Origin of the sequence: Flexivirga aerilata (genome assembly GCF_013002715.1) — a bacterium.
Taxonomy (GTDB): domain Bacteria; phylum Actinomycetota; class Actinomycetes; order Actinomycetales; family Dermatophilaceae; genus Flexivirga; species Flexivirga aerilata.
This window is the reverse complement of record NZ_JABENB010000001.1, coordinates 2,490,415-2,506,667: the sequence shown is the minus strand read 5'-3', so window position 1 is coordinate 2,506,667 and position 16,253 is coordinate 2,490,415. Positions and strand designations below refer to the sequence as shown.

The window sequence follows — 16,253 nt, the reverse complement described above, 5'->3', positions numbered from 1 at the left end:
GTGGCCGGTGGCCCGGTGTGGTGACGGTTCAGTTCGGTTGGTCTGGTGTGGCGGGGCAATAGGTCCGATCAGCTGCCACCCCCGACTACTCGCAGCAGCGCCGGCGCGATCAGCAATGCCATGAAGATCACCCCGAGCAAGCTCATCGGGATGCTCATCCGTTCGCCTACCTCGTTGGCCTTGGCGAGTTCGGAGTTGAGCATCGCGGTCCGCATCGAAGCCGAGCGGGCGCGCAGCTGGGTGTAGATCTGAGTTCCTTCCTCCCCGGACAGCCGCATGATGTCGGCCAGGTCCTCCAGCTCGGTCAAGCCGAGCTCGTGCCCCAGCGCCCTGATGGCCTCCCAGGGCGCCTCGCCCGACCACCGTGACCGGGTGAGTTCTTCGCTCAGCCTGCGGAACACCCAGCTGTCGCCGACACCCGCCGCGACTTCCATCGCCTGCCGGGACCCCGACCCTGAATTACGTTCCAGCGCAACAAGATCGATGTACGCGCCCAGCGCCCGGTTAAATTCGTCTCGGGCTTTCTTGGCGTCGTCGCGTGCGTTGTAGTCGGGCAGGAAGAACATCACCCCGGCGAACACGAGCGTCGCAACGACCGGGATGACGAACGGCAGCCGCAGTCCGATCACCGCGAAGAAGCTCATCAACAACGGCGGGACAACCAGGCCGAAAAGGGCGAACAGAACCTTCTCGCCGTAGAAGCGGGTCAGCGGCATCCGCAGCAGCGCCAGCTCCCTGTGTGGGGTGCGGGCCCACGCGCCGGGCGGGAACGTCTTGAGCGCCCACTGCCCGACCCGCTCACGCGTGTCCGCCGGCTGCGCGGTCGTCTCGGCACGATCACGGACGCGACGCGGCTGGTCCGGGGAGAGACGTTCCAGGGCGTCCCCGAGGTCAGGTTGAGCAGGCACCAGCCGCCACACCAGCAATGCCAGGCCGAGGCCGATGAATCCACCACCGACCAGCGCCAGTTGCAGTCCCGTGATCATGCTTTCCATCCCCCAGTCTGCATCCCGATGAAGCGTGGGAGAGCTGCGCCGCGGGTCATCGTGCGCATCCAGATCAAGGTGGCGACGTAGGCGCTCAACAGCACGACCAGCAGGATTTGCCCCAAGGGTGATCCGTACGGTGCGACGTAGCGTCCCGTGAGTGCCAGGAACGCCAGCACCCCGACGGTGATCAAGGTGATCCAGCGGGCTGTCGCGCGAGGCTTGGCGCGGTCGGCCTCGATCTGCCTGCGTGCCCGCACATCGGCAGCCACCGACTCGGCCAGTGATTCCAACACGTTGGCCAGGCCACGCCCGCGGCGCCGAGCCCCGAGAATCAGGTTGGCGGCCACCAAGTCTCCTGTGGCGTCGTCGAGGTCGTCGGCGAATGCCCGTAGGGCGTCTTCAGTACCCCATCGGGCGCCGAGTCGCGCGACGAGCCTGTTCACCTCCGGGCGTATGGCGTCCGGCGTCGACCGCAACGTTGCGATCAATGCCTGCTCGAGGCCGACACCGGCCGTGAGCACCCCGGACAGTGATCGGGTCCACTCCTCCATCGCTTCGAGCCGCTCGATTTCGGAAGCCGCGCGAGGTGCAGTCAGCAGCATCGGAAGTCCGACGATGATCGCGGGCACCGCGAGGATCGCGATGAACCATCCCGTGACGACCGCCACGATGAGACCTGCACCAGCCCCGACCAGCAATAGCACCCGGGTTCTAGGGGAGATTTGACCCAGCCGTGCCACCAAGGGGAGGTGCGTCCAGGCTGGTGCAGGTGGCTTCTCTGGCGCGGGCCGCACACCCAGCACAGCGCCCAGCACGCCGGCCACGATGAGCGCACCGGCCAGGCCAGAGACCAGGGCGGTCATGAGGTTTCGCCTCCATGGATCCGGCGCTCGTTCTCGAAGGCGCGAGTGTCGAATCCGTGCTCATCCAACACCCCTCGGATGTGTTCCGGCAGCACGCTGGCGACCGCCGGCCCGCCAAATTTCGGCCGGAACACATGCTGGGTCGCATATCCGGTGGCTTCTTCCCCAGGCTCGACCGAGACGATCTCAGAGATCCATCGCTGCGGCCGCTTTTCCTGGTCGGTCCCCTCCTGGGCACCGGGCTGGTAGTGCAGCTGCACGATCAGGTCGATGTGTCCGGCCACCGCGCTCACCGCGTACCCGTCGGAGATGTGCGCTCCTGCTTCCATCGCGCAGGTAACCAGCTTCCTGATCGCGGCTTTCGCGTTGGCCGCGTGGGTGGTGCTGATGGACCCGGCGGTCGACTGCATCGCTTTGATCATCGACAGGATCTCCGGGCCACGGACCTCGCCCACGATCGTGCGTCCGAGCATGAACCGGAAGCTGTCGATGAGCAGGTCGTCGAGGGTCACTTCGCCGGCCTGTCGGCCGTTGATGCCCACCTCTCCCGATCCCGGTCGGGACTCGAAGGCGATGACGCGCTTGTGCCGGGGCATCTCTTCTAGGAAGAGCTCGTACTCCGTCTCGAAGGTGCCGATCTTTTCCCATGGGTCGATCGACGCACACAATCCGCGCACCATGGTTGTCTTTCCTGCGCCCTGCGGGCCGGCGACGATGATGTTGAGGCGGGCCTTGACGGCTGCTTCGAGGAAATCGGCTTGCAGGTCGCTGAGCATCCCGGTCGCGGCCAATTCCCGCAGGTCGGTGTCGCGCACGCGGTGCCGGCGGATCACCACCGTCGGCCGGTTGGTGCTCCAGCAGGCTGCGGCAAGCCGCGCTCCTCCAGGCAGGTTGATGTGCAGCCGGGGTTGCGCCTCGGAGAAGGGTCGCCCGCTGCCGGATTTGCTGCCGAGGAACGTGAGGAACTCGATCAGTTCCTCGTCGCTCTCGGCGACCGGTGGGCCCGGTTCGATCCGGCCGTCGCTGTGCAGCAACAGCACGTGATCGTGACCATAGGCCTCGATGTTCTCCACGGTCTCGTCGTCGACCAGCGGCTGGAACCGTCCCAGCCGGAAGAGTGCGTTGAAGATCGCGTCGGCCATGTCGTCTTGTTGGTCCAGGGACCAGGACTGGCGCCCGGCCGAGACCGCCTCAGCGGCCTCGCTCTCCAGCAGCTCAAGGATGATCGAGCGGCCGAGTTCCTCCTGGGCTTGCTCATCGAGCGTGCGGTCCTTGCCGATCGCTGCACTGAGCTGTTCTGATGCCTGGCTCCGGAATGCCGCGACCAGCCCCCAGTCGATGCCGTCGTGCGCGTTCGCGCCGGTTTTGCGTCGTCGTGCCGATCTGCCTGCTTGACGCCCTCGACCGGCATCGGTCGAGTCGTCATCCGATCGTGGTTGGTCGACTGCGTGAATGTAGGCGGGGCGGTCATGCGACTCCTCTCCCAGCGAAAACGATGACCGCGCCCGGCCGGTCTTCGGCTTATCCGTGTCCGCGCCGTCGTCGCCGGCGAAGAGCGGCAAGGAGGTGGGGTCTGTCGGGTCATCCGGATCGGACACCCAGGGGTTCGACTGGGTCATGCGGGGCTCCCTACATTCTTGGTGACCTCAAGGTCGGCGCGGTTGCTTTCGATCGCTGCCTGGATCGCTGCCCCGGTCGCGCGCAAGCCGCGCACCAGGCCGGAGTTGTCGAACTTGCGCGGTCGGTTAGCGCCGGTGGAGAACACGGAGGCGCCAGCGGCATCCCACGGAACGCTCTCTATGACGGGCAGTCCGAGGACCTTGCGAACTTCTCGCGCGCCGTATGGCTGCCCCTCCCCGATCAGCAGGGTGCCCAGCCGGGGCAAAGAACCGATCTTCTCGAACTCCTCGCGCAGTGACTCGGCCCAGGACCTGGCACCCGATAGCGCCGGCAGGGTTGTCCGCATCGTCAGCAACGCCAGATCTGCGCCCATCATCAATGGCCCCGGCGCGCCTTCCAGGCCGAGTCGGCCCGCGTCGACGATGACGTCCTGACCGTTGCGCCCCAGCCCGCGTAGTGCGCTCGTGAGGGGGCCCCACAACGTCGTCAGGCTGCGCGCTTGAGCGTGGCTGCGGACCCCGGGAAGCAGCAGCGCGTTCGAACCCGGGATGGGCACCATCTGAGACCACAGGGACTGCGCCAGGTTGCCTTCGCGGTGCGCCACCGCCAAGTCGATGAGACCGCCAGAGTGGGCGACCTCACCGTGGAAGTAACCCGCCAGGAGTCCACTGCCGCCAGTCGGGTCTGCCTCGACCAGCACAGCTGGACGCGGCCAGGTCAGCGTCAAGCCCAGGGCGGTAGCCGTCACGCCGGGCGATCCCGAGGCTGAGGTGAGAACGATGATCGCCATGGCTCAGTGTTCTCGCGAGTCCAGGACGAGAGCGACCTTTCCAGTGGCAGCCATCGATGCCACGTCGGGCGCCTGGTCCTCGGGGACCAGCACGTCCACCACTTTCTGCCCGTTCGAGCCGCCGTTCGAGACGCCGACTACGGTCGCGGCGACGTCCGTGGGTATCGAGTCGGCCTTGTACTGCCCCTGCTGGCCAGGTGTCAGCACGATCCGGACATCGTCGCCGTTCTCCAGCCCGTTGGCCGGAAGAGCACCGGACGCCAGGCTGATCCCGACCTCGCTCTGACCTGCACCCGGCACCACGCTCGAGGTGATCTCGTCACCGGTGACCAGCCCGCCCGCGGCGATGTCCATCGCCGCGCGTTTTCCGACCACATTGTTCAGTTCGGATGCTGGCAGCGGCTTCAGCCCGGGGTCCACTCCCACGCGGACGATCATCACGTCACCACGAGTGATCACCTCGCCGCGGTGCACCGTCGATCGCACCGCGAGGACTTCCTTCGCGGAGTTCATCGACGTGAAAGCCATCACGGCCAGCAACGCCCCCAAACAGACCGCAGCCACCGATGCGGCGATAAGCAGTGGTCGCCGGCGCATCTTCGGCGGCGGCGCCACGGTGTCACTCGAAGCCGCGGGTCCGATCGCGTCCTCGGGATCCTTGGTCCCCCGGTCGCGGCGGCGCGCGCTGCGCTGCTCGTCTGTTGGTGCAATTGCCATGGCTGCTGTCTCCCCAGTCAGTCCGTGTTCCGTTGGATACCGCTCACTTCGTGAGCACTTGGGCCTCGCCGATTCGAATGGTCGTTCTGCGGGCCGTGGTGACCGGGATCGTGCCGGTCTGACCGATGCCAGACCAGGTGATCGTCCAGTAGCTCGTCGCCGTAACCGTGTAGCTGCCCTGCTTGGTGTATTCGTTGTGCCCGCACGTCGGGGACTTCGCCTTGCCTGTCGCTGCGGTGTACGGCGTGCCCGGACCATCGCAGGTGATGGTCTGACCGTCGCCCATGTTCCACACGACGCGGTCGACCTTGCCGATCGCTGTCACGGTGTATCCAGCTGCGGAGACGCTCTTGGTGATCGGCCCGAAGGTATTCGGAGTCGGATTCTTCACCCACATCCATTGCGGCAGCCCGACCAGCCCGACCTTGCCCGGCTCGTTACCCGGGACGATCCCGATCGTGATCGCCTTCAATCCCATCGCGGCCACCGCTTCGCGCGCCAACTGCACCGGGTCAGGCGGTGCCTTCGGCCCATCCGGCTGCGTCGCAGACCAGAAGAAGAACCGAGACGTAATCAGGTCGCATTGGTAGATCGTGCCGTCTTTGTGCCCCTGCCACGCGGGGTCAGACTTCGCCGGTTGCGGCTTGGCAACGCTCACGTAGCACTGCTTCGACGGCGACCACCACGCATCGCCCTTGGAGCACGGAACTTCCTTGCCAGTCACGCTGCTCTCGCACTTTCCCTTCCCCTTTTTGGGCGGCTTCTTGCCTGGCGGGGTAGGCGTCGGCGGACCTGGGCTCGGCGGCTGCGTCGGTGGAACCACTACGCGGATCACGCAGGTCTGTGAGGTGGGATCCCACACGCTCCCGGGCGGGCACTTCACTCCGCCGGCAGCGTGCGCAGCTGGGGTCGCGAGTCCGACGAACGCAACCGAGACCCCAGCCGCAAGTGCACCCGCTCGTGTGCGCGTCAGCATTTCCCGAGGACTTTCTCTGTGGTGACGTACCACTTGAATGTCTTGGGATCCTGCGTGACGCCGTACCGGTACTCCACTCGGTGAGGCGCACCGGACGGCCTCGACACAGGCTTGCCAGACTTCTTCACCAAGTGGAAGTTGGTTCCGTCAAGGCACGCATTCACGCGATAAGTCGCGGGATCGGTGGTGCTCGACGCCACCGGGTGCAGAACTCGGAAGGAGCCCTCTCCTGTTTCGCCCCGCTGCCGTTCGGCACCGATGTTGTACTGCCATTGCGCGAGCTGCTGGCCGCGCGCGACGAGATCAAGACTCGTCAAGTCGCCCTTCGGGTTGGTCTCGAGAACGTCGACCTTCTTCCAGAACGCGACCACCGCCGCGGTGGCCGCTGCCTTCTTCTTCGCCAATGGGTCAGCGCTCGTTGTTGTGGACGAGCTAGCCGGCTTCGGAGGGGTCGTTGACGACTTGGTGCCGGGAGACGGCGTGGCGGTCGTCGATGGCGCCTTGCCGCCGTCGCTGCTCCCGCACGCAGAGGCCAGCAGCACGCTCCCCATAGCCAAGGTCGCGCCTGCCATCCGCATCGCCTTCGTCATGTCGGTCTCCTTGTTGTCTCGCCTGCCAGAAGGTCCGTTTGAGGGGTCCTGGCGGTCACGTCGGCTCAAATCGATGCACTTACACTAGTGCATTATGACTTTTGGAAGGTGCTCGTCCACAACCTCGTGTCGCTCTTGTGCCACCAGAGCCTCCCTTCCGCGCGGCGTCATGGGTTCCGCCGCCTCTTCACCCTGCCTGAGCACGATGCGCCGGCCGTCGAATAGCCACCGGTGATGCGCGCCGAAGACGCTTGGCCAGCACCTCGGCGTGCTCCGCCGCAAGGATCAGGTCGTTCCATTCGTGGAGTTCTGCGCGGGACGCCGACCCCAACCGCAGTTCGAAGGTCTCGCCCTCGCGCCGCCACGTTCGGGCGAGCTGCCGTGAGCTGGTCCGCAAGATCAGGCTGCAACGGCATCGCCACGCAGATCTGGTCGTCGTCGCTGCGAACCACCATGACGTCGTCCACGGCGATATGCCGCAGAACCTGGATGACGATGTGCGGGTAGCAGCCTGCCCACCGTGGAATGCGGATGGCGTCCTGGATTGCTGATGCAGCGCCCTCCCCCCTGGAGTGCGCGCCAGCTGTTCGACGACATGCTCTAGTCCCTCCGGCGCCTTCCCCGAGAGGGAACGCCGTGCTATGCAGTGCCCGTGAGGCACCACTTTTTTAGCTCAGGACTCCGGCCGAAACATCAGGCGCAGAGCCGATCTCACCTACGTGAGCGGCAGCGAGATTTTACCCCGCACAGGTTCGATCGCGCTATGCGCGCAGAGCCTCGTAGCGCCCTCATCACCGGCGCGAGCGGGGGCATCGGCAGCGCCCTTGCACGATGTCTCGCTGGCACCTATGAGTCCTTGATTCTCGTTGACACAGATAGGAATTCGCTCGATGCACTGGCCGCGGAGCTGCCGTGTGAAGCGGTGGTCGCGCCGTTGGACGTCACGGCCACGGACTACCGACACGACCTCGCAAATTGGGTTGAAAAAGCACCGGCTCTTGACTGTGTCTTTACCTTCGCGGGCGTTATGCATACAGGAACGGTGCTCCAGAGCACCTTCGAGGACTTGGTGCGAGTCATCGACATAAACCTGATCGGCACAATCGCCACCGTGCACGCATGCCTGCCGTACCTCGAACGCGGCTCCAGCATCGTGACCGCGTCCAGCGCGATCGAAAGCATTGCGGTTCCCCGCCACGCGTCGTATGTCGCCAGTAAGGCGGGTGTCTATGGGTTTACTCGCACCCTGGCCAACGAGCTGGATCAGGACGGCGCTGGGGTCCGCGTCAGTACGGCCCTCATCGGCGGCGTGCATACCGACATCCTGCGCAACGGCAGCTTCGCCGAGAACGAGAATCCAACGGAACGGGTGGCCAGCTTCGACCGCCGCGTCGCACGGTCGTCGGCAGACGACATCGCTCGCGCTGTCGTGCGCGGCCAGCAACGCGGCTCGCGCATCATTTACGCCGGGCCGGATTCCCGGGTTGCGGCTCTGCTTGCGCGCGCCGCTGGTCGTTACACTCGACTTCCGCGTATCTGACGTTGGGGGTGCAGCGATGTCCGGGCCTGAATGGTGTCTTGTCGAGACGTTCGGCCTCAAGCCACCGACGCTGGTCGGCCTTGGCTCCAGGCCCCGGAGCATGGTGCCGTTGGACAAGTTTTTTGCCCGTAGCCGGACGTCCCTGGCCATGGCGCACAGGGCTCTCGAGCACGTCACTGCGGCCGCGCAGCCATACGATGTGACCACTTCCGCCGGCCGCCGGTGTCTGGCTCATCCGCTCAGCGCGTACGACGGCCAGGTGAACGGCGCCTGGCTATGGCTGGGAGGCCCGGGCGACGCTGGGCCAGCCCTCCCGCATGACATCGCCGGCGCGTGGTATTTCAATCTCAGCAGCTTCGAGGTAGCCGGATCCGACGAGCTGCTCGATCTGTACCGCCAACCCGTGGAGCAGCGGCGCACCAAGCGAGCCATGGGTGAGGCCTTCACTCGACTTACTGCCGGACCGGATGCCTCCGAGGCGTTGGCCAAGATCGTGCAGTCCGAGCCCGGCACCGAACACCAGGCAATCTGGACAGTCGTCTGCGACGACGGCGATCGGCGCGCAGCCCATTTTTCCTGCCGAGCGTTGCGGCACGATACCCAGGACGGCCCACAGATCGTCCTACACGGCATCACCCACGACATCGGCCCCGCGGACGACGTCCCGCAGGCACCACACCTCGCTGTCCTTGAGCGTCGAGTTCTGGACGCTGCCGCCGAATCGGGCACTCATCGCGCGATCGTCGATGTCCGCACCGGCCACATCATCCAGTGGGTCGATTCACCGCCCTCGTCGATCGACTGGGCCGTGCCGGGCATCGACATCTTCCATCCAGACGATGCCGAAGTGGTGCACAATCTCAACCGCCTGGTCGACGGCGCGGTCACACGGTCGATCCGCCTGCGAGGCACTGATACAGAGTGGGCGGCCGTCAACGTGACCAGTCAACCGATGCTGCTGGACAACTCGACGACAGCCGCGCTCTGGACGATCGACGTGAACTCTTCGGGCAGCTAAACCCCGCGCCGCCGCCGAGACTCTTCTAGCGCGTCACGTAATACCTTCAGGCGGACGTCGAGCACACGGGCCAGCGGCGTCAGTTCCGCGTCAGCCGGCATCCTACTGAAGGCCCCTGCCTCCCACCGGATATATGTCGCGGCCGCCAAGTGCGCGCGACGCGCAGTCTCTCGCGAGCCGTAGCCGGCCTCCAGCCGCAGCAGCCGCAAATCGGCTGGCCCGTCGGCATCCACAAGTAGGTCCGCAATCCGGACCCCGAGAACCTTCGCGAGCTTGCTGAGGATCGCCGGCGTCGGCGTGGACGTACCCAGCTCCCAGCGGGACACCCGCTCTCCCCCAGCAACGCCAATCCGGTTAGCCAGCTGATGCTGGGTCAAACCAGCGTTCACCCGGGCGTCACGCAGCGCTTCCGCACGCAATGGTGAATGACCGGACACGATGGGATCGTATTCGTTTGGTGCGCCCTCGCACGGGTTGGGTCGTCACTCGTTGGTTGGACCGGTGACCGCTGCGCTGGAGCTTCGTCGACATCCGTTGGGCACCGGCTGAGCAGACTTCGGGTTCTCCGCTGCCAAGTCGTCGCGCTTTCACCTTTGTTCCAGTGACCAGGGGCCGAAGTATTCGGCGCGATGCGAGTAGCCATTGACGGTCCACGAGGCCGTCGACCACATGCCCACAAATCTCCATCCTCGCGTGTGACCGCCAGAGGCGCCATCTGTCCTTATGTAACTTGAAAGGAGAACAGTATGCCTACCCCCACAACACCCCGCCGCCAGTTCGAGACGCTGTCCGACGCGGCTGAGCGGACCGGCCTGAGCATCCGAACCCTGCGTCGCAGAATCGCCGCCGGCCAACTGCCCGCCTACCGCAGCGGACCTCGCGCACTTCGCGTTGACCCTGCCGACGTCGATCGGCTCATGGTCCTCATTCCAACGGCGTAACACCTCATATGACTCGCGCACAAGACAACCTGATGGTCGCGTTGCCGTGGTCCTCGTCGACGATCGAGTCGACATCTTGGTGGACAGACTGCCGGCCCGTCCCCGTAGCCTCAGTTCGATCGTCCGGCAGATCGCGGCCGGGATGACGTGCGCTGTCCTCCACTGCAGAAATGACACGAACGGTTCGTCGCCGACTACGGTCCGAGATCTGAACGAACCGTGCAACAACGTTCCGCAGACCTGGTCAAGACCTGGTCAGTGGTTCGGCATGGCTGTGACTCCTAAGGACGACCACCATCGTCCGAAAGTTGCTGCCTACCGCCCAGATAGACGCACCGTGTCCGGCTCAGAGGGCGCGCGGATCTGCCGAAAGCCGGACGCCAGTTGAACTTGATCAACACCGCGACCGCCAGGGTTCGGACGCAGCGCCTCGCCTCGTGATGGGCGAGCGCCTCTCGCGTCCAATAGGGTGACGTTGTCTTGCCGCTCATCGCGTTGAGCCTGGCATTCAGCGCGTTGATGGAGAGTGCTGCCTCGCGCGACACCCAGCCCGGCCTCGATCCACGGGGTCATCAACGCGTCCCCTAGCCGACGAGTCCGTTCGTCGGCGCCTGGTCGTGCCGCCAGTCGTTGGGGAGGTCGAGCGGTGCGGTCCGCTCTGTCACCCGGTCCCAGTCGCCGTCACGATCAGGAACGCGGATTGCCGGACTTGTCTGCAGAGCTGTTCGGCCTGCAGACGCTGCCATGCGCCGGTAGTGTGACGGGACCACAGGGTGTTCAGGTGTCCGGGGGGTGTTCGATGTCGGTGCCGTTGACGGCCGCCGATCCACAGGGCCGCGACGAGCCGACCGTGCTGCAGCAAGCTGTGCGGCTCTTGGTCCTGCTCGATCGCTGTGGCCTGCCGACGGTGCCGGCCGATCCGTCCGGCACCGTCGCGGTGCTGCGCGCGGAGATGCAGCTGCAGGCGCTCGACTTCTGGTTGCGCAACCCGGACTACCTGGCCGGCGAGCTGATGACGAAGGTCGAGAACGGCGAGCTCGGCGCTTCCTATCTCCAGGTCGTCGAGGACCTCCTGGAGGGCCAAGAGCCGGACCTGCACTGGTATCCGATGCCGCGCTGGTTCCATGGTGCATACGAAGTGATCGACGACGCGTTCTCGGTGCTGAGCGCCTACGGGCTCGCCGTGGTGCGCCGTGTCGGCAGCGCCAAGAGCACCGCGCGCAGCCAGTTCTTCCTCACCGAGGCTGGTCGAGGAGCGGTGGAGGAGCTGAAGAAGGACCCGCTGCTGTCGTGGTACATCGGCCAGGCCGAGCTGGTGAAGCTCGTCGCCGGTAACGACAACGGCTCCACGCTCAAAAAGCGGCAGTACCAGCAGGCCGAGTACGCCTCGACGAAGCTCGGCACGAAGATCGCGCCGATCCACGCCGGCGTCGCAGCACGATTGGAGATCGCCCAGGCAGCCCAGGCGAACGAAGGCGGGACGGACGCCTCGACGTCACCCGCGGAAGGAGACACATGAGCACGCTCGGTGACGCTGTCGTCGAGGTCCTCGAGCGCCACAAGAAGGTGATCGCGAAGGACCGCGTCGAAACGATCCTGACCGACGCCGCGGTCTCATCGACCGCCTCAGCCGGTGTTCCGGCACAGCTGCGGATCAGGCGAGTTCACGTCTCCGGCACTCGTGAGTTTCAGCAAGGCGAGGGTGAAGACGCTACCGATGTGACCGCCCCGATCGACTTGAACTGGACCCCGCTCGACGGCGTCAACGGAGTCGGCAGCGAGCGGAACCTGCGCGGCAAGTCCTCCGTAGTGCACTTCGCGACATGGGCTTTGACCGGGCGCAGCCACCTGCAGGCCGACGTCGAGTCGTGGATCGACCACGTGTCGGCTGAGCTGCTGGTCGACGGTGTGCCCCTGTTCGTCGAGTTCGACGTCGCCGACGGCGTGCCCACCGGATCGATCGAGGTCGAGTCCGGCGGACGGCGCACCCAGATCGGCAACTTCTCCGACGGCAATGAGTTCGAGTCGCTCGTGGGGTCAGTGATGCTGGGCCGGCTACGGCTCGACCCAATCCCAACGTTCTCCAAGGACGGGATCTCGCACACGCACACATGGCCGACGTACGCGAGCTCACTGACGGTGCGAGCCGACCAGCTCGACCCGATCCTCGGCCCGGACATCCACCTGAAGACCAAGATCCTGCAGATGTTCGTCGGCACGAGCTGGGCCTCGATGGACGCCCAGATCACCAGGGCCCTGAATGTGCTGTTGTTCGAACGCGGCGAACATGAGCAGCGGGTCCGCACGACCAGCACCCGGGTGCCGAGCAGCGCTCTCGGCGATGCCGAGGACCGGGTCGCGCGCGCTTTGGACGCGCTCACGCTGTTCGACGCGGACGAGCCGGACGTCGACGCGGTCTACAACCTCGCTGCCCGTGCTTCCGAACGCGCTCGTGAAGCGCGCGAGCTTGAGCTGCAGCTGATGGCGGCCGGCGCGGCGTTCACGCAGGCCAGGTCTCAGCTGCGCGCCGAGCAGCACCGCAAGCGCGCGGTCGAGGAGACAGCGGTCGCGCAGGCGCTGTTCAACGGAATGAAGCCGACCGCGTGCCCACGATGTGCCAGCGCGGTCACCGTTGAGGCCTATGAAGCAGAGGTCACCGACCACAACTGCTCGCTGTGCCACAACACCTTGCATCTCGACGTGGCCGTCGCCAGCAACGCGCCTACGCCGCACGAGCACGAGCCTGCCGGCGACGACCTGGACGATGAGGTCGAGGACCCCCAGGATCCGCTCCCCGCCCTCACCGAAGCCGTCACAGAGGCCGACGCGGCAGTCTCGAAGCTCCGCGAGGATTACCAGGCAGCCGAGAGTGCACGCGTGAACGCTGAGGCGGAGGCGAACACCGCCCGCGCGAGCCTCGATCGAGCCCGCGCACGCACCGCGGCCACCCAGGAACTCATCGCTGCCCAGGCGACCCTGGACGCTCTCGAAGGTCTCGAACGCCAGGTCGAACCCGAGGGTCCCGACGAACCTGACGCGGAGACGTCGGAGCGCGACGAGAAAATCTTGGTGCTCGACACGGCCTCGGAAGTCGTCAAGGGATGGGTCAAGCGCGACCAGGACCCGATGCTGCTTAAGGTGTCCGAGGCGATCGCCGACCTCGCCCGCAGGTTTGGGGTCTCCACCCTGGAGTCGGTAAGCATCAAGGGCAACGGCAACATGGACATCGTCAAGGGCGGCGTAAAGGCGACCTACAGCGCCCTGACCCACGGTGAGAAGCTCCGGATCAAGTTGTCCACCGCAATCGCCCTCATCCAGGTCGGATTCCGAGATAACGTCGGTCGCCATCCCGGGCTGCTGTTCGTCGACTCACCCGCCGCCGAGGAAATACCGGAGTCGGTGCTGCGAACTATGCTCGAGGCGATGATCGAGGTCGCTGCGGAGACCGAGCTTCAGATCGTCGTCGCGACTACGCACGCTGCGACGCTCAGCGACGTCCTCGACGCCGACCACCTTCTCGTCGCGACCGGCGACGACTACGTGTGGTGATCATGGCCCGCCCGACAGCCGTCAGCCGAGGGGCGCCGGGTCGGGCAGCGGCTACATCCGAGAGGTGACATGCTCGCCGGATCACTGCGTCATCCGTGGCACCAGGCACCGTAGGGCCGAACATGCACGACGCGATGGGAGGAAGACCGTGGCAGGCGAGCTGGACCCCGCGACCATCGCCGGAACCTTGCTCAGACACCTCACCGGGGCGGAGCCCAGATCCGACCTCGTCGACATCCTCGGCGGTTGGGACGCCGTCGAGGTGCTCGCTCCCACGCTGGTCAACGAGCCGCTCCTGAGGCCGACGCTGAGGCTCCTGGCCCGTGGCATCGCCAAGGCCCACGCTGGCGAAACCAATGCCGGAAACGACGCCGGGGCAATCGTTGCCGCGCTCCGGCCGGCGGCCGCCGCGCTTGCCGACGCGATCACGGCCACGACCGACCCGGGCCTGTTCGAAGACACGTTGGGCAGCATCTGCTCGGACGCTGATCTCGCCGACGTGGTCGGCGGCCAGGTCGCGGCCGCCTGCGTGGCGCTCGCCAGCCCACCGCGTTCCGGCACCACGACGCCTACTGAGGCCGAGGTGCTGCGTCATGCGGTGGCTCTGGAGTCAGCGACTCGCCTGGCGCTGCTCGGACACGGCACCCGCCACGAGATCCTCGCGACCTTAGCGAAGGTGAACGAGCCTCAGCCGTTGCGCTACGCCCGCGCTGTCGCGCGAACTGTCGAAGTTGCCTACGACCACTGGGACGCCGCCGGGGGAATCGACGACGTCGCCGACGTGCTCGACGTCCTCACGGGCGTCACCTCCGCGACGCGTGCGGCTCCAGCATCGAAGGAAGAGGCCCGAGTCCTCGCCGCCGCGGACGAGCAACTGCGACGCGAGATCGCGGGCGACGCCGCCTGGGCCAAGGCCCACACCGACGTCGCCCGCGCCGTCCGTACCGAGTCCGGGACCGAACTCGTTGCGCGTCTCGACGACGCGCTGGCGTCGCTGACGTTCGTCATCGCCCAGGGCGACCGACCCGATGCCGTGCTCCTGCAGTCCGCACTCGAGCTACTGCGCAACCTGCTGTCGTCGCTCAGCACCGACACCGGCCCGCAGGATGCCGAGGCATGGGCGATAACCCTCCACAGCGTCAGCGACGTGGCCGCTCGCGCACGTGAGCTGCTTGTCGACACCCACGGCCTCAGCCACTGGAGCGGCGACCGCAAGGTCGCCGTGCTCCAAGCGTGGGACCGGTTCGCGGCCGACCTCGGCTACCTGCGCGAGCACCTCGGCCGCGACAGCATCTACGATGCAGCGACGGTCATCGACGACATCTTCACGATCTACACGACGTCGAACGCCTTCGATGTGATCGCGCCCGGTCGCGGCGTCGACAACGTCGTCCGCATCATCCGACCGGCCATCTCGAAGGGCTTCGCTGCCCGCAGCGGTCTCCTGCGCAACCTCGTCGACCACACAGAGTCCATGCGCCGTCGCGTCGCCGCCCTCGATGCGCGCATCGAACTTGGCGACTTCGGACCCGAAGACGACGCGGATGCCACGGACCGCCTCGCCCAGGAACTCGCCGACCTCAGCGACCGACTCGCCACCGCTGACACGGTGCTCACAGCGGCCAAGACTAGTGCCGAAGCCGCAGTTGCGGAGCCGCCGGGAAAACCGCCTGAGCAGGAGCGACACGTCCCGCCCCTGCTCGCCGAGATGGTCGGCCTCGACGCGAACACGAGCCTGGACGCTCTCGATCAGGCGAAGCTCGACCAGCTCGCCGCCGCTCTCGCTGACCGGAGAGCATCCACCCTGCTCGAACCAGACCTCGTCGTGACCGCCGTCCGCAGGGAAATGCTGGAGAAACTGGCCGCGAGCGCCGACTTCACTGGTGACGTCGCAGACGCGGTCACCCTGGTTCTCGATCAGCTGATTCGGTTCGTCGCGACCCGACAGGGCGCGCAGCCGTCATGGTGCGAGTACCTGTTCAAGCCCGACGCGGACGAGGCCGACCTGCACAAGGACCTTTACGACTGGCTGATGCGCGGTGAGCTCTCGAGCGCCACCAACGTCGAGGTTCAGCAGGTCGGCGGTGGTCGTGTCGACCTGATGGTCACCTTCCCCGGGTTCCACCTCTACATCGAGCTCAAGGAGACCGCGACCCAGACCCCTGTCGAGGGCAAGGTCGACTACATTAAGCAGGCCGTGACCTACGGAGCCGCCGACGTTCGCATCGGATTCCTCGTCGTGCTCCGTTCAAAGGCGCCCAAGGCCACTTCGCCCCACCCCAACCTGCGCGACCTCGTCACGCACGCGGCTTTCGAGGTGACCCTCGATGCCGCGGAGAGCCACATCGTGATGCTCGAGGTGCCCGGCGACCGGACCGCACCGTCGCAGATGAAGAAGTAGCGCACGGACTGCCGCAGTGACGTGCCACGCCTTCGGTCGCGTCCTAATCGCGGTCCGACGCCGCGAATGCGGTCACCCAGCCTCTGACCGAGCCCCGGACAACGCAACGCGAGCCCTCCATAGACCGCCTGCCGCATAACGTGCGACTTCGGGGATCGGCCGCGATCAGTGCGTCCTACCGCCGCAAGGGCGAAGGCAGAGACATCGGATGCCGTGTCGTTGGCTCAGGGATGCCAGCATCCGACCGCTGCTCCCGCGT

Annotated in this window: 14 protein-coding genes; 6 read left to right on the top strand and 8 right to left on the bottom strand. The window is 66.2% G+C overall.

What is annotated here, in order from left to right; translation table 11 throughout:
- Positions 1 to 68: 68 nt before the first annotated feature.
- The 7 genes from HJ588_RS11770 to HJ588_RS11740 form a co-directional block, all read right to left on the bottom strand.
- Positions 69 to 986 (bottom strand): type II secretion system F family protein, encoded by a 918-nt coding sequence (locus HJ588_RS11770; RefSeq protein ID WP_171155159.1) that lies wholly within the window; start codon positions 984 to 986, stop codon positions 69 to 71.
- Entirely contained in the window at positions 983 to 1,852 is an 870-nt protein-coding gene (locus tag HJ588_RS11765) for a type II secretion system F family protein (protein ID WP_171155157.1), read from the bottom strand. The genes HJ588_RS11770 and HJ588_RS11765 overlap by 4 nt, the downstream gene beginning before the upstream one ends.
- The gene (locus HJ588_RS11760) at positions 1,849 to 3,471 is read right to left on the bottom strand and encodes a TadA family conjugal transfer-associated ATPase (protein WP_171155155.1); all 1,623 of its coding nucleotides are present in this window, start codon (positions 3,469 to 3,471) and stop codon (positions 1,849 to 1,851) included. Before HJ588_RS11760 ends, HJ588_RS11765 begins: the two co-directional genes overlap by 4 nt.
- Positions 3,468 to 4,262, bottom strand: a complete 795-nt coding sequence (locus tag HJ588_RS11755; RefSeq protein WP_171155153.1) for a hypothetical protein — start codon at positions 4,260 to 4,262, stop codon at positions 3,468 to 3,470. The genes HJ588_RS11760 and HJ588_RS11755 overlap by 4 nt, the downstream gene beginning before the upstream one ends.
- A 3-nt stretch (positions 4,263 to 4,265) precedes the next feature.
- Positions 4,266 to 4,979 carry an SAF domain-containing protein gene (locus HJ588_RS11750; RefSeq protein WP_246241810.1) on the bottom strand — a complete coding sequence of 238 codons (714 nt, stop codon included), beginning with the start codon at positions 4,977 to 4,979 and terminating at the stop codon, positions 4,266 to 4,268.
- Between the two features lie 43 nt (positions 4,980 to 5,022).
- Positions 5,023 to 5,637 carry an ATP/GTP-binding protein gene (locus HJ588_RS11745; RefSeq protein WP_171155151.1) on the bottom strand — a complete coding sequence of 205 codons (615 nt, stop codon included), beginning with the start codon at positions 5,635 to 5,637 and terminating at the stop codon, positions 5,023 to 5,025.
- Between the two features lie 311 nt (positions 5,638 to 5,948).
- Positions 5,949 to 6,545, bottom strand: a complete 597-nt coding sequence (locus tag HJ588_RS11740; RefSeq protein WP_171150739.1) for a hypothetical protein — start codon at positions 6,543 to 6,545, stop codon at positions 5,949 to 5,951.
- Between the two features lie 763 nt (positions 6,546 to 7,308).
- Here HJ588_RS11740 and HJ588_RS11735 point away from each other — a divergent pair.
- Positions 7,309 to 8,085: an SDR family NAD(P)-dependent oxidoreductase gene (locus tag HJ588_RS11735; protein WP_171155150.1), complete on the top strand. Its 777-nt coding sequence runs from the start codon at positions 7,309 to 7,311 to the stop codon at positions 8,083 to 8,085.
- A 16-nt stretch (positions 8,086 to 8,101) separates the two neighbouring features.
- Positions 8,102 to 9,103 carry a GAF domain-containing protein gene (locus HJ588_RS11730; RefSeq protein WP_171155149.1) on the top strand — a complete coding sequence of 334 codons (1,002 nt, stop codon included), beginning with the start codon at positions 8,102 to 8,104 and terminating at the stop codon, positions 9,101 to 9,103.
- Here HJ588_RS11730 and HJ588_RS11725 read toward each other — a convergent pair.
- On the bottom strand, positions 9,100 to 9,540 hold the full coding sequence (locus HJ588_RS11725; RefSeq protein WP_171155148.1) for a helix-turn-helix domain-containing protein: 441 nt from the start codon (positions 9,538 to 9,540) through the stop codon (positions 9,100 to 9,102). The genes HJ588_RS11730 and HJ588_RS11725 overlap by 4 nt on opposite strands.
- Before the next feature lie 309 nt (positions 9,541 to 9,849).
- On the opposite strand from HJ588_RS11725, the gene HJ588_RS11720 reads away from it, so the two are divergent.
- The 4 genes from HJ588_RS11720 (at position 9,850) to HJ588_RS11705 (ending at position 15,994) form a co-directional block, all read left to right on the top strand.
- Positions 9,850 to 10,044 (top strand): helix-turn-helix transcriptional regulator, encoded by a 195-nt coding sequence (locus HJ588_RS11720; protein ID WP_171155146.1) that lies wholly within the window; start codon positions 9,850 to 9,852, stop codon positions 10,042 to 10,044.
- Between the two features lie 709 nt (positions 10,045 to 10,753).
- Positions 10,754 to 11,563 carry a hypothetical protein gene (locus HJ588_RS11715; protein WP_171155144.1) on the top strand — a complete coding sequence of 270 codons (810 nt, stop codon included), beginning with the start codon at positions 10,754 to 10,756 and terminating at the stop codon, positions 11,561 to 11,563.
- Positions 11,560 to 13,593, top strand: coding sequence for a hypothetical protein (locus HJ588_RS11710; RefSeq protein ID WP_171155142.1), 2,034 nt, complete (start codon positions 11,560 to 11,562; stop codon positions 13,591 to 13,593). The genes HJ588_RS11715 and HJ588_RS11710 overlap by 4 nt, the downstream gene beginning before the upstream one ends.
- 148 nt (positions 13,594 to 13,741) lie before the next feature.
- Positions 13,742 to 15,994 (top strand): hypothetical protein, encoded by a 2,253-nt coding sequence (locus tag HJ588_RS11705; RefSeq protein ID WP_171155140.1) that lies wholly within the window; start codon positions 13,742 to 13,744, stop codon positions 15,992 to 15,994.
- Positions 15,995 to 16,253: the final 259 nt, after the last annotated feature.